The sequence below is a fragment of the Leifsonia sp. A12D58 genome (assembly GCF_047530025.1).
Lineage (GTDB): Bacteria > Actinomycetota > Actinomycetes > Actinomycetales > Microbacteriaceae > Cryobacterium.
Window position 1 is genome coordinate 67,761 of sequence record NZ_JBLJAT010000006.1, and the last position, 23,225, is coordinate 90,985.

The 23,225-nt window shown below is 63.8% G+C and carries 24 protein-coding genes and 1 tRNA gene; 9 read left to right on the forward strand and 16 right to left on the reverse strand.

What is annotated here, in order from left to right; translation table 11 throughout:
* Nucleotides 1-78 precede the first annotated feature (78 nt).
* From prfA to ACMT3I_RS13835, 9 genes are all read right to left on the reverse strand, one after another.
* Nucleotides 79-1,158: a peptide chain release factor 1 gene (gene prfA / locus ACMT3I_RS13795; RefSeq protein ID WP_414805088.1), complete on the reverse strand. Its 1,080-nt coding sequence runs from the start codon at nt 1,156-1,158 to the stop codon at nt 79-81.
* Nucleotides 1,158-3,482, reverse strand: a complete 2,325-nt coding sequence (gene rho, locus ACMT3I_RS13800; RefSeq protein WP_414805089.1) for a transcription termination factor Rho — start codon at nt 3,480-3,482, stop codon at nt 1,158-1,160. Before rho ends, prfA begins: the two co-directional genes overlap by 1 nt.
* A 293-nt stretch (nt 3,483-3,775) precedes the next feature.
* Nucleotides 3,776-4,723: a homoserine kinase gene (gene thrB / locus ACMT3I_RS13805; RefSeq protein WP_414805090.1), complete on the reverse strand. Its 948-nt coding sequence runs from the start codon at nt 4,721-4,723 to the stop codon at nt 3,776-3,778.
* Entirely contained in the window at nt 4,720-5,835 is a 1,116-nt protein-coding gene (gene thrC, locus ACMT3I_RS13810; RefSeq protein WP_414805091.1) for a threonine synthase, read from the reverse strand. The genes thrB and thrC overlap by 4 nt, the downstream gene beginning before the upstream one ends.
* Nucleotides 5,835-7,172: a homoserine dehydrogenase gene (locus ACMT3I_RS13815; protein WP_414805092.1), complete on the reverse strand. Its 1,338-nt coding sequence runs from the start codon at nt 7,170-7,172 to the stop codon at nt 5,835-5,837. The genes thrC and ACMT3I_RS13815 overlap by 1 nt, the downstream gene beginning before the upstream one ends.
* The gene (gene lysA, locus ACMT3I_RS13820; RefSeq protein WP_414805093.1) at nt 7,169-8,593 is read right to left on the reverse strand and encodes a diaminopimelate decarboxylase; all 1,425 of its coding nucleotides are present in this window, start codon (nt 8,591-8,593) and stop codon (nt 7,169-7,171) included. Before lysA ends, ACMT3I_RS13815 begins: the two co-directional genes overlap by 4 nt.
* A gap of 280 nt (nt 8,594-8,873) precedes the next feature.
* Nucleotides 8,874-9,863: a DUF1648 domain-containing protein gene (locus ACMT3I_RS13825; RefSeq protein ID WP_414805094.1), complete on the reverse strand. Its 990-nt coding sequence runs from the start codon at nt 9,861-9,863 to the stop codon at nt 8,874-8,876.
* Nucleotides 9,860-10,246 carry a GntR family transcriptional regulator gene (locus ACMT3I_RS13830; RefSeq protein WP_414805095.1) on the reverse strand — a complete coding sequence of 129 codons (387 nt, stop codon included), beginning with the start codon at nt 10,244-10,246 and terminating at the stop codon, nt 9,860-9,862. The genes ACMT3I_RS13825 and ACMT3I_RS13830 overlap by 4 nt, the downstream gene beginning before the upstream one ends.
* 53 nt (nt 10,247-10,299) lie before the next feature.
* Nucleotides 10,300-10,587 (reverse strand): hypothetical protein, encoded by a 288-nt coding sequence (locus tag ACMT3I_RS13835; protein ID WP_414805096.1) that lies wholly within the window; start codon nt 10,585-10,587, stop codon nt 10,300-10,302.
* Between the two features lie 162 nt (nt 10,588-10,749).
* On the opposite strand from ACMT3I_RS13835, the gene ACMT3I_RS13840 reads away from it, so the two are divergent.
* Both ACMT3I_RS13840 and ACMT3I_RS13845 read left to right on the forward strand, forming a co-directional pair.
* Nucleotides 10,750-11,631, forward strand: a complete 882-nt coding sequence (locus ACMT3I_RS13840; RefSeq protein WP_414805097.1) for an SDR family NAD(P)-dependent oxidoreductase — start codon at nt 10,750-10,752, stop codon at nt 11,629-11,631.
* A gap of 115 nt (nt 11,632-11,746) precedes the next feature.
* Complete coding sequence (locus tag ACMT3I_RS13845; RefSeq protein ID WP_414805098.1) at nt 11,747-12,016, forward strand: hypothetical protein; 270 nt, start codon at nt 11,747-11,749, stop codon at nt 12,014-12,016.
* A gap of 114 nt (nt 12,017-12,130) precedes the next feature.
* On the opposite strand, the gene ACMT3I_RS13850 is transcribed toward ACMT3I_RS13845, so the two are convergent.
* The 3 genes from ACMT3I_RS13850 to ACMT3I_RS13860 form a co-directional block, all read right to left on the reverse strand.
* On the reverse strand, nt 12,131-12,886 hold the full coding sequence (locus tag ACMT3I_RS13850; protein WP_414805099.1) for a DUF2993 domain-containing protein: 756 nt from the start codon (nt 12,884-12,886) through the stop codon (nt 12,131-12,133).
* A 2-nt stretch (nt 12,887-12,888) separates the two neighbouring features.
* Complete coding sequence (gene argS / locus ACMT3I_RS13855; protein WP_414805100.1) at nt 12,889-14,565, reverse strand: arginine--tRNA ligase; 1,677 nt, start codon at nt 14,563-14,565, stop codon at nt 12,889-12,891.
* A gap of 75 nt (nt 14,566-14,640) precedes the next feature.
* Nucleotides 14,641-15,042, reverse strand: a complete 402-nt coding sequence (locus ACMT3I_RS13860; RefSeq protein WP_414805101.1) for a cupin domain-containing protein — start codon at nt 15,040-15,042, stop codon at nt 14,641-14,643.
* 183 nt (nt 15,043-15,225) lie between these two features.
* On the opposite strand from ACMT3I_RS13860, the gene ACMT3I_RS13865 reads away from it, so the two are divergent.
* From ACMT3I_RS13865 to ACMT3I_RS13880, 4 genes are all read left to right on the forward strand, one after another.
* The gene (locus ACMT3I_RS13865) at nt 15,226-15,825 is read left to right on the forward strand and encodes an iron ABC transporter ATP-binding protein (RefSeq protein WP_414805102.1); all 600 of its coding nucleotides are present in this window, start codon (nt 15,226-15,228) and stop codon (nt 15,823-15,825) included.
* Between the two features lie 122 nt (nt 15,826-15,947).
* Nucleotides 15,948-16,019, forward strand: a tRNA-Arg gene (locus ACMT3I_RS13870).
* A gap of 481 nt (nt 16,020-16,500) precedes the next feature.
* Nucleotides 16,501-17,553 (forward strand): NAD(P)/FAD-dependent oxidoreductase, encoded by a 1,053-nt coding sequence (locus ACMT3I_RS13875; RefSeq protein ID WP_414805103.1) that lies wholly within the window; start codon nt 16,501-16,503, stop codon nt 17,551-17,553.
* Nucleotides 17,554-17,635: 82 nt separating this feature from the next.
* Nucleotides 17,636-17,854: a hypothetical protein gene (locus tag ACMT3I_RS13880; RefSeq protein WP_414805104.1), complete on the forward strand. Its 219-nt coding sequence runs from the start codon at nt 17,636-17,638 to the stop codon at nt 17,852-17,854.
* A gap of 425 nt (nt 17,855-18,279) precedes the next feature.
* Here ACMT3I_RS13880 and ACMT3I_RS13885 read toward each other — a convergent pair whose 3' ends face one another.
* Nucleotides 18,280-18,786: a hypothetical protein gene (locus ACMT3I_RS13885; RefSeq protein WP_414805105.1), complete on the reverse strand. Its 507-nt coding sequence runs from the start codon at nt 18,784-18,786 to the stop codon at nt 18,280-18,282.
* A 124-nt stretch (nt 18,787-18,910) separates the two neighbouring features.
* Between ACMT3I_RS13885 and ACMT3I_RS13890 the strand changes: the two genes are divergently transcribed.
* Nucleotides 18,911-19,966, forward strand: coding sequence for a DNA polymerase IV (locus ACMT3I_RS13890; RefSeq protein ID WP_414805196.1), 1,056 nt, complete (start codon nt 18,911-18,913; stop codon nt 19,964-19,966).
* Nucleotides 19,967-19,996: 30 nt separating this feature from the next.
* Here the strand turns inward: ACMT3I_RS13890 and ACMT3I_RS13895 are convergent, their stop codons facing one another.
* Both ACMT3I_RS13895 and ACMT3I_RS13900 read right to left on the reverse strand, forming a co-directional pair.
* A complete protein-coding gene (locus ACMT3I_RS13895; protein ID WP_414805106.1) occupies nt 19,997-20,524 on the reverse strand; it encodes a GNAT family N-acetyltransferase in 528 nt (175 codons plus the stop codon).
* A 33-nt stretch (nt 20,525-20,557) separates the two neighbouring features.
* On the reverse strand, nt 20,558-20,872 hold the full coding sequence (locus ACMT3I_RS13900) for a hypothetical protein (RefSeq protein ID WP_414805107.1): 315 nt from the start codon (nt 20,870-20,872) through the stop codon (nt 20,558-20,560).
* Nucleotides 20,873-21,027: 155 nt separating this feature from the next.
* On the opposite strand from ACMT3I_RS13900, the gene ACMT3I_RS13905 reads away from it, so the two are divergent.
* Both ACMT3I_RS13905 and ACMT3I_RS13910 read left to right on the forward strand, forming a co-directional pair.
* The gene (locus ACMT3I_RS13905) at nt 21,028-21,360 is read left to right on the forward strand and encodes a PadR family transcriptional regulator (protein WP_414805108.1); all 333 of its coding nucleotides are present in this window, start codon (nt 21,028-21,030) and stop codon (nt 21,358-21,360) included.
* Nucleotides 21,357-21,959 (forward strand): HAAS signaling domain-containing protein, encoded by a 603-nt coding sequence (locus ACMT3I_RS13910; protein ID WP_414805109.1) that lies wholly within the window; start codon nt 21,357-21,359, stop codon nt 21,957-21,959. Before ACMT3I_RS13905 ends, ACMT3I_RS13910 begins: the two co-directional genes overlap by 4 nt.
* 1 nt (nt 21,960) lies before the next feature.
* Here ACMT3I_RS13910 and ACMT3I_RS13915 read toward each other — a convergent pair whose 3' ends face one another.
* Nucleotides 21,961-23,100, reverse strand: a complete 1,140-nt coding sequence (locus tag ACMT3I_RS13915) for an FUSC family protein (protein ID WP_414805110.1) — start codon at nt 23,098-23,100, stop codon at nt 21,961-21,963.
* Nucleotides 23,101-23,225 lie beyond the last annotated feature (125 nt).

Here is a 23,225-nt window from a genome sequence, read left to right on the forward strand (position 1 = left end):
ACCGCCTCCTCCCGACGATTTAACAACGAAGGCCCGACCAGCGCGAACGCTGACCGGGCCTTTATCAGGGCACGCTAATTACTCGTGGTCACCGATCTCGGCGAGACGGGTTTCTTCGTCTGCCATGATGCAGGACTCAACAACGGGCTCGAGAGCACCGTTCATGACTGCATCCAGGTTGTACGCCTTGTACCCCGTGCGGTGATCCGCAATGCGGTTCTCCGGGAAGTTGTACGTACGGATGCGCTCAGAGCGGTCCATCGTGCGGATCTGGCCCTTGCGGACGAGCGATGCCGCAGCGTCGATCTCTTCCTGCTGACGCGCCAGAACGCGGGCACGCAGCACGCGCATGCCGGCTTCACGGTTCTGCAGCTGGCTCTTCTCATTCTGCATGGCAACCACGATGCCTGTCGGCAAGTGAGTGATGCGCACAGCGGAGTCGGTCGTGTTGACCGACTGGCCGCCTGGGCCACTCGACCGGTACACATCGATCTTGAGGTCGTTCGGGTGGATCTCGACCTCTTCAGGCTCATCGACCTCAGGGAACACCAGCACTCCGGCAGCCGAGGTGTGGATGCGTCCCTGCGACTCGGTGGCGGGAACGCGCTGAACGCGGTGCACGCCACCTTCGTACTTCAGGTGCGCCCAGACGCCCTCTGCAGGGTCGCTTGAGTTGCCCTTGATCGCGAGCTGAACATCCTTGATGCCACCGAGGTCGCTCGAGGTCTGCTCGATGATCTCGGTCTTCCACTTCTTGGACTCTGCGTAGTGCAGGTACATACGAAGCAGATCGGCGGCGAACAGCGCTGACTCAGCGCCGCCCTCACCCATCTTGATTTCCATGATCACGTCGCGGCTGTCATTGGGGTCACGCGGAATCAGCAGGCGACGCAGCTTTTCGGCCGTCGCATCCAGCTGCTCCTCGAGACCCGGAATCTCTTCGGCGAACGCTTCGTCTTCGTCGGCGAGCTCACGAGCGGCGTCAAGGTTGTCGCCAACCTCTTTCCACTCGTTGTATGCCGCGATGATGCGGCTGAGCTCGGCGTAACGTCGGTTTACTTTCTTTGACCTGGCCGGGTTGGAGTGCAACTCGGGGTCGGCCAGCTGGCTCTGCAGGTCGTCGTGCTCTGCCAGCAGTGTTGTAACAGACTCGAACATCAGTGGTCCTTGTCTGACCCGTTCGTAGCCGGCATCGACTTCTGAACCTGCATCAGGAACTCGACGTTGGACGACGTCTCCTTGAGACGACCGAGGATAGCCTCGAGTGCAGCCTGCTGGTCGAGACCGGCAAGTGCGCGACGCAGCTTCCAGGTGATCTTGACCTCGTCGGCGCTCATCAGCATTTCTTCACGGCGAGTACCTGATGCGTTGACATCGACGGCCGGGAAGATGCGCTTGTCGGCCAGCTGGCGCGACAGACGAAGCTCCATGTTTCCAGTGCCCTTGAACTCTTCGAAGATAACCTCGTCCATCTTGGACCCGGTCTCGACGAGTGCAGACGCGAGGATGGTGAGCGAGCCACCGTTCTCGATGTTGCGCGCTGCACCAAAGAAACGCTTCGGCGGGTAGAGAGCAGCAGCGTCGACGCCACCGGACAGCACACGGCCAGACGGCGGAGTCGCCAGGTTGTATGCACGGCCGAGGCGCGTGATCGAGTCGAGCAGCACGACGACATCGTGGCCGAGCTCAACGAGACGCTTGGCGCGCTCGATGGCCAGCTCAGCGACAGTGGTGTGGTCTTCAGCGGGACGGTCGAAGGTGGAGGCGATGACCTCACCCTTGACGGTGCGCTGCATGTCGGTAACTTCTTCAGGGCGCTCGTCGACAAGCACAACCATGAGGTGAACCTCGGGGTTGTTGGTGCTGATCGCGTTGGCGATCTGCTGCATGACGATCGTCTTGCCGGCCTTGGGCGGTGCGACGATGAGGCCACGCTGTCCCTTGCCGATCGGCGCGACGAGGTCGATGATGCGCTGGGTCAGCTTGCCGGACTCGGTCTCGAGGCGCAGGCGCTCCTGCGGGTAGAGGGGCGTGAGCTTCTGGAACTCGACGCGGCTGGCTGCCTCTTCGACGGTCAGGCCGTTGATGGAGTCGACCTTGACGATCGCGTTGTACTTCTGGCGACCGTTTGCGTCACCCTCACGCGGCTGGCGGATGGCGCCGACGACGGCGTCACCCTTGCGCAGGTTGTACTTCTTGACCTGGCCGAGCGAAACGTACACGTCGCTCGCGCCTGGCAGGTAGCCAGAGGTGCGCACGAAGGCGTAGTTGTCGAGAACGTCGAGGATGCCGGCAACCGGGATCAGGACGTCATCATCGGTCAGCTCGGGCTCGAAGTCGTCGCCTGCGACGGATCCGCGACGCTTGCGGTCACGGTAACGGCTACGGTTGCCGCGGCCACCGAGCTCGTCATCGAGGATGTTGCCACCCTGGTTGCGGTCGCCACCCTGACGGTCATTGCCGCCCTGGTTACGGTCGCCCTGGTTACGCTCGTTGCGGTCGTTCTGGTTGCGCTCGTTGCCGCCCTGGGCGCGCTCGCCCTGGTTGCGATCGTTGCCGCCCTGAGCGCGCTCGCTCTGGTTCTGGTTCTGGTTGCGGCCCTGGCGCTGGTTTGACTGGCGGTTGCCGTCTTCCGTGCGCTCTGCAGCCTGCTGGTTGCGGTCGTTGCCGCCCTGAGCGCGGTCCTGACCGGCAGCCGCAGCGCGGTCGCCGCCCTGGGCGCGGTCCTGGTTACGCTCGCCACGGTTGCGGTTGCGGTTGCGACCCTGACGCGGCTGCTCCGACTGCTCAGCAGAGGTGTTCTCTGAATCGCTGGGCGCCTCGGTTGATGCCTCATCGGAGGTTGCGGCCTGCTCGGTGCTCGCGGCATCCTGCGTCGGCGCCTGCGTTGAAGCAGAGCTGGCACGGCGGTTGCGTGAGTTGCGGCGGGCCGGCTTCTCGCCGGCCTCGACTGCGGGAGCGTCGGTGCCTGCGGCCTGTGCGCCGTCAACAGCGGATGCTGCTTCGGTGGGTGCGGCATCCGCTACGGGAGCCTGAGTGGTGCGGGTGCCGCGGCCTGAGCGGGTGCGCGGTGCAACTGCATCGAGCGCGGGGATAAGGGACTCAAGCCCCGAACCGGCTTCGACGTTGATGTGGGCAACAGCGGGCGCTGCGGTCGCGGTGCTTGCACGTCGCGGTGCACGCTTGCGAACAGCGGGTGCTGCATCGGCAACGGGTGCATCTGCAACCGGTGCTTCAGCGGCCGGCGCGGTGACAGCAACGTCAGCGACCGGGGCTGCAACGGCAGCTTCGGCGCTTACGGGAGCGTCAGCCGCAGCAGACTTTGCCTGGACCTCGGAGATTGCCTCCACGAGTTCTCCTTTACGAAGTTTGGACGCGCCCTGAATACCCAGCTCGCCGGCCAGAGCCTGAAGCTCGGCGACGCGAAGAGTGGTGAGGCGTGATGAGTCCACGCCTGCGGCGCGGAGATTGACATCAGTCACTAAGATTGTTCCTTCCCCCTGGGAGCCTGATTGCTGTGCCAGGAGAGCTGGTGCAGCGATCTATGCGCTGCGGGTGACCCAATCCCACATAAAAGACGTGGATCGGGGTGAACACACACAGCCACGCATGCAAACAGCGGTAGCAGTGAGTTACAGGGAATACACCGGAGAAGAGATTCGCACGTTAGGCGGTTTTCTATCGGGTGCGAAGCAAGTCTAGCACCGTTGGCGTTGCGCTTTTGACGCGTGCGCTCCGGCGTGTTCCCTGTAACTTTCCACTGCTGTGGAGGTGATTAGACCAGGGCTGCTGGCTCGGTTACTGAAACCGAAGCGCCCTGAAAATCGACAGCAAGCATGAGTGCCTGCCACGGGGTGTCGGATTCACGAGCGACGAGATCGGCAGCAACGAGGCGCTGGCCAGGATCGCTTGCGAGCACGAGGAGCGACGGACCTGCCCCTGAGACAACAGCGGCGAAGCCCTGCTCGCGCAACAGCGTGATGAGCTTGTTCGTTTCGGGCATCGCTGCGGCCCGGTAGCTCTGGTGCAGCTTGTCTTCTGTTGCGGCAAGCAGCAGCTCGGGGCTCTGGATGAGTGCAGCGATGAGCAGTGCAGAACGCGAGACGTTGAAGACTGCATCCTCGTGCGGCACGGACTCAGGCTGCAGGCTGCGTGCCAGCGCCGTCGACATGACGTGCTCAGGAACGAAGACCAGCGGGGACACGCCGCGGTGCACGATCAGCTTCTTGTGCTTGGGGCCCTCAGGCGTGGTCCAGGCGATCGTGAGACCGCCGAACAGTGCAGGAGCCACGTTGTCCGGGTGGCCCTCCATGTCGGTCGCCAGCGCAAGAAGCTTTTCGGAATCGATCTCGACGATTCCCTCAAGCAGGCCCTTGGCGGCCATGATGCCCGACACGATAGCCGCACCGGATGAGCCAAGGCCACGACCGTGCGGAATCGAGTTGTGGGCGACGAGATCGAGGCCAGGAAGCGGCAGATCGAAGGCGTCAAAGGTGTGCGCAATGGCACGAACGACGAGGTTGGACTCGTCGGTCGGCACTTCTCCCTCACCGATTCCGTGTACCTCGACGTGAACACCCGGCTCGTCACGCGCGGTGACGTGAAGGGTGTCGTACAAGGCAAGTGCGAGACCGAGGGTATCGAAGCCCGGGCCCAGGTTGGCGCTGGTGGCCGGCACCTGGACGGTCACAGAACGACCAGCCATGGCCGAGGGCACGCTCATGCCTTGGCCAACCCGAGCACTCCAGCGATCTCTGCTGCGTCGATGCCGACGCTGACGGGCTGCACGTCGCTGCCGTCTGCCGTACGGAGGGCCCACTGCGGGTCCTTCAGTCCGTGACCGGTGACGGTAAGCACGACGGTGGCACCGGCCGGAATCTGACCGGCTTCAGCACGCTCAAGCAGACCGGCGACGCTGATGGCAGACGCGGGCTCGACGAAGATGCCGACCTCGGCCGAGAGGATACGGTACGCCTCAAGGATCTTCTCGTCTGAGATGGCTCCAAAGTATCCGTCGCTCACCTCGCGGGCGTTCAGCGCGAGATCCCACGATGCCGGGTTGCCGATGCGGATGGCGCTGGCAATGGTGTCTGGATTGTCGACACGGTGACCGAGAACAATGGGGGCGCTACCCGCGGCCTGGAAGCCGAACATGCGGGGCAGCTTGGTGGTCGCGCCGCGCTCGAGTTCTTCGCTGTAGCCGCGGAAGTATGCGGTGTAGTTTCCGGCGTTACCGACGGGAACGATGTGGAAGTCGGGTGCATCTTCGAGCACCTCGACGACCTCGAATGCCGCGGTCTTCTGGCCGTCGATGCGGTCGGGATTGACCGAGTTGACGAGGTGCACAGGGTAATTGGCCGACAGGTCGCGAGCGAGGTCGAGGCAGTCGTCGAAGTTGCCCTGCACCTGAAGCAGCTGAGCGTTGTGTGCGATGGCCTGGCTGAGCTTGCCCATAGCGATCTTGCCTTCTGGCACGAGCACGGCAGCAGTGATACCGGCGTGCGTCGCGTATGCGGCAGCCGAGGCGCTGGTGTTTCCGGTGGATGCACAGATGACAGCCTTGGCCCCAGCTTCGACAGCCTTCGAGATGGCCATGGTCATGCCGCGGTCCTTGAACGAGCCAGTCGGGTTCATGCCCTCGAACTTGACCCAGACCTTGGCGCCGGTGCGTGCTGACAGTGCCGGTGCCGGAATCAGCGGCGTGCCACCCTCGCCGAGCGTGATGATCGGAGTGGCATCCGAGATATTCAAGCGGTCTGCGTATTCACGCAACACCCCGCGCCACTGTCGTGACTCGCGACGAACGGGGGTCAGTGTCTCGTTTTGGCTGGGCATCAGGCTCCTTCAACTCTCAAAACGGATGCGATTTTGGTGACAACGCTGTTGGTGGCGAGGTCCCGAACGGTGGCAGCGAGCGCGGCTTCCGTAGCTTGGTGGGTTCCTATAACAAGGGTAGCCGTCGAGCGAACTGCTTCATGACTGGCTGTCTGGGCCTGGGCGGGAACGATCGACTGCTCGACGAGTTCAAGTGAAACATGGTGATCGCCAAACACGTTGGCAATTCTGGCCAGCGCGCCGGGTTCATCCGTCACTTCGAGCGAAACCGTGTACCTGGTGAGGATCTGGCCGATGTCGAGGATCGGCAGCTCGGCGTGCACCGATGCCGCAAATCCGGGCCCGCCGACGACGTGCCTGCGTGCGAGCGACACCAGGTCGCCGAGCACTGCCGACGCGGTTTCGACTCCCCCGGCGCCTGCGCCGTAGAACATCAGGTCGCCGGCTGCTTCAGCTTCGACGAATACTGCGTTGTTGGCACCGTGCACGGCGGCCAGCGGATGTGAGCGCGGAACCATCGCCGGGTAGACACGGGCCGAGACGCCCTCGGTACCGGTGGCAGGGTCGGTGAGTCGCTCGCAGATCGCGAGAAGCTTCACGACATAGCCGGCTTTGCGAGCCGATGCGATCTGTTCGGCCGTGATCTCGGTGATGCCCTCGCGGTACACCGATTCGAGCGGGACTTTGGTGTGGAAGGCCAGGCTGGCCAGGATGGCCGCCTTCTGTGCCGCGTCGTATCCGCCGATGTCTGCTGTCGGGTCTGATTCTGCGTAACCGAGCTCTGTCGCGGTGGCGAGTGCCTCTTCGAGCGTGGCGCCGTCGACGTCCATGCGGTCGAGGATGAAGTTGGTGGTGCCGTTCACGATGCCGAGGATGCGGTTGACGCGGTCACCGGCGAGGCTGTCGCGCAGCGGGCGCACAATCGGGATGGCTCCGGCAACGGCAGCCTCATAGTTGAGCTGGGCACCCACCTGGTCGGCTGCTTCGAACAGCTCGGCGCCGTGGGCGGCGAGCAGGGCCTTGTTGGCTGTGACGACATCCGCTCCCGAGTTGATCGCCTGCAGGATGTAGGTGCGAGCGGGCTCGATGCCGCCCATCAGCTCGATGACGACATCCGCTCCCAGGATGAGGGATTCGGCGTCGGTCGTGAAGAGCTCTTTGGGCAGGTCGACGGTGCGCTCGGCATTGACGTCACGGACGGCGATACCGATGAGTTCAAGACCGGCACCGACGCGGTTGGCCAGCTCTTCACTCTGCTCGAGCAGGAGCCGGGCGACCTGGGCCCCGACGGAACCGCCACCAAGCAGGGCGACGCGCAGGTTGCGGTATTCGATCATCGAACGGATTCCTTCGTTTCAGAAGCAGAAGCGGAAGCGGGAGTGATGCCGGTGTCGCGGGCGAGCAGGTCTGAAATGGTCTCACCGCGAACGAGGAGTCGGGCAGCACCGTCGGTGACGGCGACGACCGGCGGGCGTCCGAGGTAGTTGTAGTTGTTGGAGAGCGACCAGCAATATGCGCCGGTTGCCGCCACGGCTACGAGGTCACCCGGGGTGACATCGCCGGGCAGGTAATCGGCGTCGACGACGATGTCACCGCTCTCGCAGTGCTTGCCTGCAACGCGTACGAGTACCGGCTCTGCCTCCGTCACACGGCTGGCGATGCGTACTGAGTAGTCGGCGCCGTACAGGGCGGGGCGGGCGTTGTCGCTCATGCCGCCGTCGACGCTCACGTACAGGCGTGGGTGGCCACCAACATCGACGGGCTTGGTGGTTCCCACCTCGTAGAGGGTGACGCCAGCCGGGCCGATGATCGCGCGGCCTGGCTCGACGGCGATGGCCGGCAGCGGGATCTCGCGGCTGGCGCACTCGGCAGCGACGATGTCGGCGATGCGGGCCGCGAGTTCGGTGATCGGGGTCGGTGAATCGGCACTGGTGTACGCGATGCCGAATCCGCCACCGAGGTTGAGTTCGGGCACGGGGCCGGTGAGCAACAGCTCGGCGTGCAGGGCAAGCAGGCGGCTTGCCGATTCGGCGAATCCGTCTGCGCCGAAGATCTGCGAACCGATGTGGCAGTGCAGTCCGAGGAAGCGCAGCGAGTCGTGCGAGCGGATGGCGGCGACAAGCGTCGGTGCATTCTCCAGCGTGATGCCGAACTTCTGGTCTTCGTGCGCCGTCGCCAAAAACTCGTGGGTGTGGGCATGCACGCCGCTGTTGACGCGCAGTCGGACGTTCTGCACGATGCCGTGGCGTGCAGCGGCTGCGGCGACGCGCTCGACCTCGGCCGGGCTGTCGATGACGATGGTGCCAATGCCGATGCGGGTTGCCTCGTCGATCTCGGCCAGCGACTTGTTGTTGCCATGGAAGCCCATGATGGCGGGGTCGACTCCGGCCGCCAGGGCGACAGCGAGTTCTCCCCCGCTGCAGATGTCGATGTTCAGACCGTCGGCCACCATCCAGCGTGCGATCTCAGTGGTGAGGAACGCCTTGCCGGCGTAGTAGACCTTCGCTGTGGTTCCGATGCGGGCGAACTCGGTCTCGAACGCCGTGCGCAACGTGTTGGCGCGGGCACGGGCATCCGCTTCGTCGATGACGTAGAGCGGGGTGCCGAACGTATTGGCGAGTTCGGAGGCTGTGACGCCACCGATACTGAGTTCACCGCTCGCGGTGCGTGTTGCTGTTGCCGGCCAGAGTCCGGCGGCCAGGGCGTTGGCGTCTGCGGGCAGGCTCAGCCAGTCGGGTGCAAGGGGATTGATGGCCACGGGTGAAAACCTCACGGGATGATCGAGTGGGTGTCTCACTGAGTGGCGAGCGAACCCGGATTGGTCCCTGAAGCCAGTGAATGAATATCGTCGTCTGAACGAAACGAATACGGGAATTCTAGCGAACGCGTGGTGTGCGAGCCGAACCAACCGTGTGCCACCGGCCCGGGGATGTGGGACTGCGTAGGCGTCAGGATGCGGTCACAGTTTATTACGCATCGCGTGCCGCGAATGGCATATGTCGCCGCGCTCAGCAGAGCGGTGGCGGCGGCCTCAACGCCTAGGCCGGCTTTTGGGCGAGCAGGCCCTGCAGGAGGGCCGCGCCGGTCGCTGCGTCATCGATGGTAACGACGAATCGTCGCCCTGAACGGCGTTCGACCTCTATCGCCGCGCCTCGATGCAGGATGACCCCGAACCGGCCAGGCGCAATCCGCAGCCCGTATCCGCCGAACTGCCCCACGGGCTCGACCTGCACCGTCGTAACAGAGATGATCTCGTCAAGCGGCACCCGGAAGCGTGGAATGCCGAACACCGAAGTCACGCTCAGGCCACCTTTATCGACGCGCACCCTGAACGCCAATGTCGTGGCGGCTGCCGCGAGCAGCAACAGGCCGACAGCTGCCAAGAGCCAGCCGGCAGAGGCGGGATCGCCCAACAACCACATGTAGACCGCACCACCCCACACCGCCACAACGAGCAGGGTTATGCCTACCTGCCCGATCAATGGCACGGACGTTTCTGCCGACCACACGGCGCGCTGGCCGGGCGACAGCGGATGCGACACGACTGCAGCGGATGGGCTGCGTACGGTCTGTTGTTTCGGCTGAATCAGCCAGCCGATGACCCCTGCGAGTGCCGTCACGCCAGCGATTGCCAGCAATGACAGCGCTGACAGGCGGGCATCCGTCGGGTCAGCCAGACCGATCTGGGAAACCATCATCCACGTGGCAAGCGTCGTGATGCCGGCAGAGAGGGCGGTGGCCACAGCACCCATGAACCTGTACGACGGACCACGCTCCCCGCGCAGCAAACCGGGAAGCGTTGTCGCCGCGAGCAGACCAGGAAGACCGAGCCCGAACACAGCAGTAAGAACCAATGTCGTCCAGGCCGGGGCGAAGCCATCGGGTACACCGTTGATTCCCCAGTGGGTGGCGATAGTGTCTGGCACAGCGGGCAGGGCAACGACCTGGATGGCCAGGGCCACAATCGTGATCACGGTCGGCAGCACGAGCGAGGCGGTGGCAAAGCCGGGAATAGCGCGACGGATCATGCGTATGACTCCTTAACGAGGCTGGCGAGGGCGTCGGCGGAGACACCGAGGTCTCGCGCCTGGGTAACCAAACGACTCATCGCTGCCGAAAGCCCGCGGAGAGAGTCTGCCTTGAGCGTGATCGTGGCGCCACGGCCCCGCCGAAGTTCAAGCAGCCCTTCATCGCGCAGCAGCTGATAGGCGTGCAACACGGTGTTGCGATTGACATCGAGCGATGCGGAAAGCTCAGCGGCCGGCGGCATCCGCTCACCACTCTGAATGGTGCCCTCCAGGATGCCACGACGCACGGCCGCAGCAATCTGCTCAAACAGCGGTGTATTGCCCGCCAGGTCGATCGTCAGCAGCACGTGTCTCCTCTTGTCGCGAAGTTCCACCTTAAACATAGTGCAACTAGGACAATGTGCCAGGCGGGACAACCGCCCTCGGCCGGGAGAACTCAGCTGAGATCGACAGTTTCCACGTCTTCGACGATCCAGGCCTCTGCATCGCTGAGCAGGATTCCGCCGTGGTCAGCCCAGATCCGATGCATGCTGCCCAGCATCAGTTCGGCATCCCGAACCGAATCGAATTCGAGGTCGACCATCACGAAATTGGGATCAGTGGCCAGTCTCCGCACCGTGTAGCGGCGCACCCCTGAACCACGTCGGTCGGCCGGGTCGGCATCAAAGGCGGCCTTCCAGCGAGCGAAGTCGACTACCGGATGTTGAATTCGAAGTAGCGTCACGACAATCCCCCGCAATCTCGTGCATCGGCTTGCTCCAGTTACGCGCCGTGCGGGGGCGAATTCAAGGCCTGTGCCGCGCAAAACCGCCGGAGTATTGTAAAAAATAGTGCGCCACAGCAACGCATTCATTCGATTGACGTCAACTCAACGTACGCTGGCGAAATGGCAACGGATCTTCAGGGCAAGACCATCATCATCACCGGATCCAGCTCAGGGCTGGGGCGGGAGGCCGCGTTAGCGCTGGCCGACAGGGGCGCAGATGTCGCGGTCGTCGGGCGCAATCCTGAACGCACCAAGGATGTCGCCGAGAAGGTCGGTGGCACTCCATTCCTCGCGGACTTCGCATCATTCGATCAGGTGCGTTCGCTCGCCGACGCCCTGCTCGCTCGGTATGAGACCATCGACGTGCTCGCAAACAATGCCGGCGGCCTGGTCTCTACTCGACAGCTCACCGAGGATGGTCATGAGCTCACCATCCAGTCGAATCACCTGTCGCCGTTTCTGCTCACCAGCCTGCTGATGCCCCGGCTGCTCGAGACGGCATCCGCTGGCCGAGGGGTGCGTGTGCTTTCGACGGCGAGCAGTGCAAACATGTTGGGCGATCTGCGCCTCGACGACCTCGATTGGACGACGCGGCGCTGGAACGGCGGATGGCGGCCGTACGGCAGCGCGAAGGTAGCGACGATCCTCTACATGCGTGAGCTGGCCAGGCGCACGGCCGGCACCGGAATCGACGCATACTCATTCCATCCCGGATTCGTGAACACGAGTTTCGGGTCGGACTCTCCCGTCATGAAATTCGCGTCAAAGGTTCACTATGCAGGGCTCAGCCTCACGCCGAAGGCGGGGGCCGAACCACTGATCAAGCTTGCCAGCGCCCGCAAGGTTCCGGCAGCGAGCGGCGCATACTTCGATCGGCTACGCCCAAACGGCAGGACCATCAAGCAGGCGAAAGACGACAAGCTGGCCGCCGGCCTGTGGGCGCTCAGCGCCGAAATCACCGGCGTAGACCCGTTGCCGAAAGCTGACTCCCCCACCGTGTGATCTGCTGGCCCACCGTGCGGTCTGCTGGCCCACCGTGCGGCCTGCAGCGCCGCCCGGAACAGCGGGCGGACGGATGCGCAAGACTAGAGGCCCACGCATACGAAGGCAGCACACCATGATTACTCTCACGCAGGACGCGGATGGCTACATCCGCATGAACAAGCACTTCCCGCAGAATACGGCCGTCGCCGTCACGTTCAACGACGGAACAGTTGAGCAGTTCACCGGCCGCCGCCTCAATGAGATCTATGACGCCGCACTCGCGAGCTTCCGCTCAGAGAACGGCCTCGACGCCAAGGGCTTCTCGCGTCGCCCGGCGAAAACTGTGCAGTCGAAGCAAAGCATCGAGTTCGTGCCCATCACGCCCGGAATGGCCACCAACTAACCTGCAGGGTTTCGTACTGCGGAGATTCTCGCAAAACCGGGCCGATACGAGCCGGTTAGAGGCGAATTACAGAAATTCTCCGCAGTACGAGACAGGTGCACCTGGCCGACACGGCTATCCGCAGCTACCGACGGTGCTCAGCGACTCCGAGTTGAGCTTCAGCGTGTTGTTCGCTGCCACCGTCACGCGGGCGTACTCCGGCGTGACGTTGACGCCCGTGACCTCGAGGCCGTTCGGCAGGTACTGCGCGACACATACCGAGATCGGTGACTGGCCGAGCACCTTCTGCACGAGCGAGCTGGCATCGAGGGTGCCGAGCCCTGTCGTGATCGTCGCCCCGGTCGGAGTGAACGTCACGAATGGACCGGCCGCCTCTGGCGTTGCCGTCGCTTCGTAGCCGACCGGGAAGCCAAGCACCGAGATTTCACCCGTGTACGAGATCTGGTTGTCGCCGAGCACCACTTCGCCGTCAGGTGCGTCAGGGGATGTCTGGATCAGCGTGTTCAGCGCGGCCTGATCGATCTGTACCGTGCCCTGCACGTGCCCGACAGTCTTGTTCTGGTCGAGCGGAACATCCATGGCGACGATGCGCACGTCGGCATCCGCACCGTTCACGCTCAGCGCCGGTGCGCTTAGGTCGACCTTGTCGAAGGTGCCGCTGAGGTACTGGGCGATCACCGACATCCCGCCGATGGAGACCGACACATCGCCGGTGACTCCCTCGGGCAGGTTGTTGGTGATCTCCTGCTTGATCCTGTTTTCGGCGACGTTGCGCAGCACAGCGTCGACGATGAAGTAGGCAGCGATCAGCGCAACCACCGTCAAGCCGATGACGACGAGTGCGGTGAGCCCTTTGCGCTTGACTGCCATGATTACATCCGTTCTGGTGCTGAAACGCCGAGCAGGCCGAGGCCGTTGCGAATGACCTGACCGGTGGCGTCGTTCAGCCACAGGCGGGTGCGGTGCACGTCGGTGACAGGTTCTTCGCCCTGCGGAATGACGCGGCAGTTGTCGTACCAGCGGTGGTAGTAGCCGGCGACCTCTTCGATGTAGCGCGCAATGCGGTGCGGCTCGCGCAGCTCGGCAGCCTGAGCAACGACGCGAGGGAACTCCTGCAGCACACCGAGCAGTGCAGATTCGCTGTCGTGCGTGAGCAGTTCGGGCAGGAAGACCGAGCGGTCGACACCGGAAGCCGCGGCGTTGCGCGCCACCGACCGGGTGCGAGCGTGGGCGTACTGCACGTAGAACACGGGGTTCTCGTTGGTCTGCTTGCCCATCAGGTCGAGGTCGATGTCGAGCTGCGAGTCGCTCGATGAACGAACGAGTGCGTAGCGGCCGGCATCCACTCCGACGGCGTCAACGAGGTCGTCGAGCGTGACGATCGTGCCATTGCGCTTGGACATGCGTACCGGTTCGCCGTCGCGCAGCAGGTTGACCATCTGGCCGATGAGAATCTGCAGGTTGACACCGGGAACGTCACCGAATGCAGCAACCATGGCCATCATGCGGCCGACGTAGCCGTGGTGGTCAGCGCCCAGCATGATCATGTTCTGGTCGAAGCCGCGCTCACGCTTGTTGAGGTAGTAGCCGATGTCACCCGAGATGTAGGCGGGCTCACCGTTGGAGCGGATGATGACGCGGTCGCGGTCATCGCCGAAGGTGGTGGTGCGCAGCCAGATGGCGCCGTCTTCTTCGAAGATGTGGCCCTGTTCGCGCAGGCGCTCGATGGCGCGGTCGACCGCGCCGGACTCGTGCAGCGAGTCTTCGTGGAAGAACACGTCGAAATCGACGCCGAAGCTGTGCAGCTTCTCCTTGATCTCCTTGAACATCAGGTCGACGCCGATGGAGCGGAAGACTTCCTGCTGCTCATCGCGCGGCAGTGCGGCGATGTCGCCGTCGTAGAGCGCGACGACCTGGTCGGCGATGTCGGCGATGTACGCTCCGCCATAGCCGTCTTCCGGCGTGGGCTCACCGAGGTAGGCGGCCAGCACTGAGCGAGCGAAGCGGTCGATCTGCGAGCCATGGTCGTTGAAGTAGTACTCGCGCGTGACATCCGCTCCCTCGGCCTGCAGCACGCGGGCGAGGCTGTCGCCGACGGCGGCCCAGCGCACGCCACCCATGTGGATGGGGCCCGTCGGGTTGGCAGAGACGAACTCGAGGTTGATCTTGATGCCGTCGTACATGTGGCCGGTGCCGTAGCTGTCGCCGGCTTCGACAATCGTCTTGGCGAGGGCGCCAGCGGCTGCAGCGTCGAGGCGGATGTTGATGAAGCCGGGGCCGGCAACCTCAACGGATGCGACACCGTCGACCTGCTCGAGGCCGGCGGCCAGCTCAGTGGCAATCTCGCGCGGGTTCGACCCGAGCGGCTTGGCGATCTTCATCGAGATGCTGGATGCCCAGTCGCCGTGGTCACGGTTGCGCGGACGCTCAAGGGTCACGTCGTCAACAGTGAGGCCCAGGTCTGCGACCTCGATGCCTGCCTGGCGTCGTCGATCCACCAGATCGGTCACAAGGTTGAAGAGGGTCTGGGAAAGTTCGGCTGGAGTCACCCCCTAATCTTACGGGCGTGCGCTGCGTGGCTGTGAAAGCGGGTCGGCCAGGGGCACGCAGCAGAGGTGACTGAACTACCGCAGTCGCGGTCGCTGCAGGTGATCGTCGTGTTTTGCATAGTCGGGAGCACCGACGAGTTCGAGTCCAACGAACGGCTCGTTTCCCACGACGTGGGCGTCGTGGCCTGGCGGAATCGCGTACGAATCCCCCGCCATCACTGTGGCCGTTGCGCCATCGTTGGTTGTCACGTCGAGGGTGCCGGAGATGCAGTATCCGACGTGATTGACCTGGCACGAGTCGGTGTTCACCACCGGTTTGATGCACTCGGACCAGCGCCATCCTGGCTCGAACGTGAAACGCCCGATGGTGTAATTACCGAGGGTGTTGAGATCGACAGTGGTTTTGTCTGGCGTGCGGCGTTCGTCTGGCGAATCATGGGACTTGACTTCAAGTCGGGTTACGACGTTGTCAGCCATGAGGAGCTCCTTAGAAGACAAGGGCCACGCAGGTGAGTGAGCGAGCACGTGGCCGCTGTTCTCATGCTATTCCTCAATGGGCCGTCGAAACGGGCCAAAACCGGTGCCGAAGTGCGTCGAAAATGGCGGATTCGGCATGGCGCGCTTGATAGGGTCAAACGCGTGCCTGCCTTGACATCATCAGTGACCCGTACTTCTCGCCTGCGAGCCGGCGTCGCCATCGCGACAGCGACACTTGCACTCTTCGCACTCGCCGGATGCGCCCCAGAGTCATCGTCGACGACGACTCCCACGCCTACCGCAACCGCGGGCGAGACATCAGCGCCGGTAGACACCGCAGCACCGACGGAAGCGCCGGTGCCGACTGGCACCCCGATTTCGCTGACCTGCGACCAGATCCTGACGGCAGACGACGTGTACGCCTTCAACCCGAACTTCGGCACGTCGCCCGAGTACACGCCCGCTGACGGAAGCAAGGCAGCGACGGCGGTTGAGTATGAGGGTGTGGCTTGCTCCTGGCTCAACCAGACCAGCGGTGACACCTTCGATGTCTCAGTTGCCCAGCCGAACGACACGTTGATGGCAGCACTCAAGGCCGATGCGGTCAGTGCGAGCAAGGCAGTCCCGACCTATGGCGAGCTCGGCTTCTTCGGCCTGAACTCGGGTGTCGGTACTGCTCAGCTGTTCACTGGTGCCTACTGGGTGACGCTCAGCTCCGTTGACTTCGGTGAGCCTGGCGACGCGCAGACCCTCATGGCTGCTGTCGTTTCGCACCTGCCGTAGGCATCCGCAGCCGCAGGCATCCCCGGGCGTGAGACGCCCCTGTTTGTGAGGCGCGCGCCTGGCTGGGCCGGGAGGCGTGTCGAAGCTGCCCCGGGCAGGCTGCTAATCTAGTGAACACCCTGGCCCCCATAGCTCAGGGGATAGAGCACTGCCCTCCGGAGGCAGGGGCCGCAGTTCGAATCTGCGTGGGGGCACATTTTGTCACCTGACACGCTAGTTCGGACTCCTGCCATCTAGTTCGAACGATTAGTCGCTTCGATCCGCCCCGGTCCGGCCCGGGCCTGCCAGCTCTTCCGCGACGTGAGACGGGTCTCGCCGCGACTGAGCGTCGCTTCTGAGAGAGCCCAACTCAGACCTCTCGCCACCAATGCGCGCACGCACCCTGTCGCCACGTAGGCCCGCTTCGAAAAAGCTCAGAGGTCAATAAGAGGCGAGGGCGTCTGACCGGTCGCCGTCATGAAGCGGCAAGCTCCCGTCGTCGCGCGAGAAAGATTGCTCCCAGCGCAGTAGGTGTGCAGGCGATCGAGACCAGATGGAACGTACGGTGGCGGGAAGCCCATTGAACACGTCCGCTGTCAGATCATCCGCTGACGACGTGATGACTCTTGCCAATTTGGCAAAGATCTTTGCAGTTTTGGAGGGAGGTACTTATCGTCGATTCCGGAGGTGGTCACCGTGACCCAGTACGAAAACAACGAGATCGAGCAAATCGCTGCACCGCAGAACTCAACGGCCGGCATCGGCGGAAGCCAGGTGTTCGATGTGGTGGTGATTGGCGGTGGCGCTGCTGGCTTGGCTGCCGCGACATCCCTGGCCCGGTTCCGACACCACGTGACCGTGATTGATGCTGGCGCACCCCGCAACGCCCCGGCACATGGGGTCCACAACTACTTGTCTCGCGATGGGCTGCCGCCGCTCGAGCTGTTGCGTATCGGTCGCGATGACCTGCGCGAGTACGGCGCCGCCGTGATCGACGGCGCCGTCACTGCCGTACGTAAGACACTCGATAGCCCGGCGTTGCAGTTCACCGTCGAGCTGGCCGATGGCCGCGCACTTTCTGCTCGCCGGGTACTCGTCGCCAGCGGACTGACGGATGAGCTTCCCGACGTCGCCGGTATCGCCGAGCGCTGGGGGCGTGACGTTCTGCATTGCCCGTACTGCCACGGTTGGGAGGTTCGTGACCACAATCTCGCCATGTTCGTCACCGCAGCTGCGGGTCTGCACACGGTGCAGTTGTGGCGCCAGCTCAGCGACCGGTTGACGGTCGTACTCGCTCCGGGGGTTTCGCCCAGCGATGAGCAGTGGGAGCAATTCGCGGCGCGCGGGATCAGCGTCGTCGAGGGCACCGTGAGCGAGCTCGTCGTGACCGATGACGCGCTGAGCGGGCTGCGGCTGGCCAGTGGCCACGTCGTGGATTGCGACGCGCTGGCAATCAGCACCACCTTGAATGCTCGAGTAGATTTCCTGGCTCCGCTGGGTCTGCACCCGGTGCCGTTCACGATGGGCGACACGGTCTTCGGCAGCCGGTTGGAGACTGGTCCGATGGGGGCCACTGATGTACAGGGCCTGTATGCGGCAGGCAATGCAACCGACCCGTTCACCCAGGTAGCCGCGTCTGTCTCAGCTGGGTTGCTGACCGCATCCGCTGTCAATGTCTCGCTCATCGAGGAAGACACGGCCGCTGCCGTCTCCGCCGTCAGCGGTCGCACCCTCCCCGCCGCGATGTAGGCCTTCTCACCACAGCAGAGGCGGCAGCGAACGAGCCGACTCCCCCTGTCCTGATTGACAGCTCCGGATCTAAGGTGGGTGCGTGAAGCGAATCTGGCCGTACCTCGTTCCCGGCGTGATCCTGACGTGTGTCGGGTTGGTGTGGACCCTGCAGGGTCTCAACGTTCTGGGCGGATCGGCGATGAGCGGTTCGTCACTGTGGGCCACCGTGGGTCCCATTGTTCTACTTGTTGGCTTGGTGCTGATCGGATTCGCGATCTCGATTGTGGTTCGCCGCCGTCAGGGACCCAACGGTCAGTGACGTTTGATCCTGGCGCAGGTTGTGGCAGCTGACGCATGTTCGAGCCTGCGCCCCGCGCCACAACCTGCGCCGGGTGCTCATCCGGAGGCTGACGATGCTCATCCCCAGGCTGACGATGCTCATCCCCAGGCTGGCGATGCTCATCCCGAGGCTGGGCGCGCGAAAAGATGTTGGGCGTGCGATATATCGCGCGCCCAACGGAAAACCCCACGCCCAGAATCACTTCCGTCTCTCTAACCTGGCTATGGGGATGCTCTGCCCATGAAGTCTCGAATTGTGCGCACCGCACCCCGACGTGACCGCACCCCGACGTCACAGTGACCGGCATGGCCGGCTGCATCACATCCTTCGGACTGTGACCCAGAAAATCATCTCTATCGACTGCATCGTGCCTCGTTGACGGATGTGAGGCGCGGCGGAGCGAACTACAAGTAGTCGTTCAGCGCATCCACGTGGAAGTTGATGTCGGGCAAGCCGCCTTCGCTCCACATCGCCAGAGTCGCCCAGCCGAGGTCGGCGTGCGCGGCTACTCCCTCAGGCAGTGTGCGTGTCCACAGCGCATAGGAGACCCCGCCCAACACGATGGATCCGACATCCCATCCCGCGCGGTCAGCGCCCAGTTCGGCAGCTCGCGCTAACGCCGTATGCATTGCGGCTCGTGTCTCGCTGTCCGGCCGCCCCACCGGGATGACCGAGAGAAGCAAGGATCCAACGGCGAGCGCCGCGATCGTTGCAGGATCAGTAATCTGGCCGAGGATCGAGCCATACGGACCCGTGCGATCGCCGGTCCTGAGCATGGTTCGGGCGGTGAACTCACGAGCAGCTGGTGTTGCGTGCACAGTAATGACGACTTCATCCAGGGCACCGTTGCTGCGGGTGGTTCCGTCGACGCTCCAGCCAATCGCGGGGTCGGCGGGCGTCACGGCTTGCATGCGGCTATCTAATCATCGCCGCGACTGACCACCTAGAGGTCATGACCGACAGCCCAGCTCAGTGAAGGCCGGTGCCTGGCATGCACGTTCGGGGCACACTGGTGGCGTGAGCGGAGACCAGTGGGTGCTGCACGTCGATCTCGACCAGTTCATTGCTGCGGTCGAAGTGCTCCGGCGCCCCGAATTGGCGGGCAAACCGATCATCGTCGGCGGCCGGGGCGACCCGACTGAACGGGCAGTGGTGTCCACGGCATCCTACGAAGCTCGGGCATTCGGCGTGGGTTCCGGCATGCCCCTGCGGATCGCCGCCCGGAAGGTGCCGGACGCCGTGATCCTGCCGGTCGATTCCGAGGCCTACCTCACGGCATCCAACACGGTGATGGCTACCCTGCGCAGCCAGCCCGACGCCGTCGTGCAGGTGCTGGGATGGGATGAGGCCTTCGTCGGTATCCAGACGGACGATCCGGATGCCTATGCCCGGGACATCCAGGCCGCCGTGCTGGAGCAGACACGGTTGCACTGCAGCGTGGGCATCGGAGACACGCTGGTGCGGGCCAAGAACGCCACCGATTTGGGCAAGCCGGCCGGCATCTTCCGCCTCACTGCCGAGAACTGGCTGGATGTGATGGGCAGCCGACCCACCAAAGAGCTGTGGGGTGTCGGGTCGAAGGTGTCTGGCCGACTGGCAACGCTCGGCATCACCACGGTTGGCGAGCTCGCCGCCTGTGATCCGAACGATCTTGTACCGGAGTTCGGTCCCAAAATGGGTCCCTGGTACGCGCAGCTCGGCCGCGGGGATGGCGCCAGCGTCGTGGATGACACCCCATGGGTGGCTCGCGGGCACAGCCGCGAGACCACTTTTCAAACCGATCTAACCGACCCGGCCCAGGTGGATGATGCCGTACGGGAGCTGGTTGCAAACGTCTTGACGGATGTGGCGGCTGAAGGACGGCCGGTGATCGGGCTGACCCTCAAGGTGCGGTACGCGCCGTTTACGACCACGACACACGCACGGAAGATCCCTGCGACCGTCGACCGGGACGACATCCTCGCCCGAGCCTTGGACCTCGCTGGCGTCATCGAGGTCGGCCGCCCCATCCGGCTGCTGGGACTGCGTGCCGAAATGGCCATGCCGGATGACGCGCGCAAGGGACACACGCCGATGCGCGGAGGGTGGTGACGGGTTATTGGATACCGAGCGTCGTGCGAGTCAGTCCAGACCGAGAGCGAAGACGACGTCGGTGTACGTGCTGTTCACCTTGTCCTGGTCTGGCCGTCGAACCAGACCGCCTGCGACTGCGGTCTTTTGTGAGGGCACATTGTCGGCCGTCGTGTACGCGACGAGCGGTAAGCGTTCACCGAGTTCGTGCCACCGCTCGACAGACGCCGCAACCACCTCGCTGGCGAAGCCCTTGCCCCAGGCATCTGGCGACAATCGGTAATACAGGTTGTAGACCTGTCGCCCGCGCCAGGGTGCCATCCGGATGCCGCCGAAGCCGATGACCACGCCCGGTGCGCGCAGTTCTTCAATGGCCCAGTATCCGTGGCCGTCGGTCGCCCAGTTCTCGGCCCACTCCCGCGCCTGTTCCACCGCCCTCAGCCGCTCAGTCATCGGGCCGGCCGGGTTGTATTGATTCGTACGCGAATCGGAGTGTATGAGCCAGATCGACTCAGCGTCACTACCGTCGACGGGCCGAAGGCGAAGGCGATCGGTATCTGCGGTCCCGTCGGTAGTCATGGCTCAATCGTAACGAGGCGAAATGACCCTTGATCAGGACGGCTGCAGGTCGACCCAGTCGTCGTGAATCATGATCCGCTGGTCCGGGCACACCGGCCCTGCGACCACAACTGTGTCGCCAGCAGCAAACTCGACGGTGATGTCACCCTCGCTGCAGCCAGAACCGAGGATGCTGGCCGCTCCCCACGCTGAGATCGAGACCTCGTCGTCGCCAATCGAGACGGTCACGTCCGTGTCACTTTCGTTGCTGATAGAGAGATCGCCTGGGCTGCTGCACGCGGTCACGGCGATACTCAGCGCGACTGCAACGAGCAGCCCACTTCGCGCGAACCAATTCGTACGTCTCATGGCGCCCTTCGCCAGTTGCTACCTCATCAGCTTGTGCATGCGACTCTAGCGGTCTCGATTCGGGATGTCACCGGTTCCGTGCCTGGCTACGGCCGTGCCGCCGCGAGCATCCGAACTACTTGCAATAGCTTGCATTGCAAGGTAGCTTGTAGTGCATGACAGCGGATGTGGGCACCCAGCTTCGCAAGGGCGTGGTCGAATACTGCGTGCTTGGCTTGCTCGCGCGCGAACCAATGTATGGCTGGCAGCTCTCGGAACAGCTGGTCGCCGCCGACATGATCGCGAGCATCGGCACGCTCTATCCGATGCTTGCACGACTGCGCAGCCAAGGCCTCGTTACAGCCTTTGACCAGGCGTCTACAGCCGGGCCCGTTCGCAAGTACTACCGACTGACGGCCGCAGGCACAGCGCAGCTCGAGTCGTTTCGGCTCCAGTGGGAGCCGTTCGCCGCCACCGTTCTCCAGCTTGTCGGAAAGGACAGCTCATGACAGAAGCCACCCCACAGGCCGTGCGCGACTATCTCTCGCAGCTTGACTCAGCTCTCGCCGACGTTCAACCGGAGGTGCGGGAGGACATCGTCGCCGGCATCCGCGAAGAACTGGACGAACTAGACGATGCAACAGCCACGGCGCGCATCAACGATCTAGGCGACCCTGTCTTTATCGCCGCCGAAGCCAAGGCCGCCACGCCCGTCACGGAGCCCACCGTTGGACCAAGCGACACTCCCCCGGGTCGCACACTCTCGATCGTCGCCGTGCTTGTGCTGATCATTGGTGCGTTCCTCATCCCGATAATCGGCCCCCTCATCGGCCTCGTCTGGGTCTCGTTCTCGACCGCATGGTCGCGTCGGGAGAAGCTGGCCGCCTGGCTGGTTCCTGTAGCGGTCGCGATCGTTGTCGCCGCGGTTAACTTCGTGACCGCCATTGCCCAGCAGGCGACCTCAACGGCGTCCACGGGCCCGGCGGTGTCGTTCATGGGTCTGGCCGGCTGGCATCTTGCGATCCTCATTCCCTACTTCGTGCTCCCGATCGTCGGCGTCGTGCTTTTCGTGCGCGCCAATCGTCGCGGCTGGAAGCAAGAGAGCTGAATCACTCCGTGCGGGCTGGCGCGTCCTGCTCTTTCGGTGCGAGCGCGGCCAGCACTCGGCGGGCACTCATGGCAACGGCCAGCGCAGCGCTCAGCGTCGATGACACCGTGTCTGATCGACCGTCGAGCCAATCGAGGCGGTCAAGGCGATCGAGCAACATGGTCAGAGCTTCGTCAGCAACGGTGCTGGCATCGGGGTCGCCCTCGCCGCCATTGCGGGCGAGAATCGCATCCGCTACCGCTTTCAGCACCTCGCTCACGGGCTCGCGCAAATCGGCGGGCAGCACCGCCGGGAAATCGCGCTCCCAGATGGACGCGGCCAGCACCTCGGTCATGTCTCGCACGTAGAAGGTAACCGCGTCCAGAGCTCGGAGGTCCGCGTAGTCACCTCCGAGATCGTGCTTGTGCAGCTGCGCACGCGGGTTCGCTTTTCGCGACTCATCCGCCTCGTGCAGAGCAGTGCGCACTCCATCGGACGTAGCGCGGAGCAGGTCGTTTCGAGAGGCCCAATCCTCAGTCTGCGGGGGCCACTCCTCTTGCAGTGCTGACGCCATCTCGTTCAGGTGGCGGGCCAACAGCTCTCGGAACTCGTTGAGGCGCAGCACAGCGGTCGTCACCGTCAGGGGCGGGAAGATCAACAGATTCACGGCGAGACCGACCACGATACCCACCGCCATCTGCACGAGGTACCCAATTGAATAATTGTCAGCGTTCGCACCGCCGATGATCAGCACGAACAGGGCTGCGGTCGGCACATACTCTCCGCCAGCCGTGAGCCAGCGACTGCCGGCGATCAGCATGCCGATGCCAACCACGAGCGAGATCGTGAACACGTTCGGTTCCCAGAGGACGAGGACGGCTCCAGCCAATACGATGCCGAGACCGAGACCAACCAGGGTCTGCAGGCCCGTGCGCACCGAGCCCATCATGGTCGGCGTCATGCTCACCAAGGCGCCGAGCGGCGCGTAGTAGGGGTAATCATCGGCGACGCCGGGAACCAGTGGGGCGATCAGCCAGGCGATGCCGACGGCAAGGGCGGTCTTGGCCGCCAGCAGCACCCGGGAGTGGGTGACCCACTTTTTTAGGGGGACGCGGGGAACGCGGGGAACGCGCAGAGCACGCTTCGAGACATCGGAAGCCATCAGAACATTCTTGCGATTGGCATGACGAAGGTCGAATCGAGGCGAGCGTGGCACGCGACACCATTCCATTTCTCGCACAGCTCTGCGGCGCGTGGGAGCGCGCTCCTCCGGGCTGAGTTCCTCCG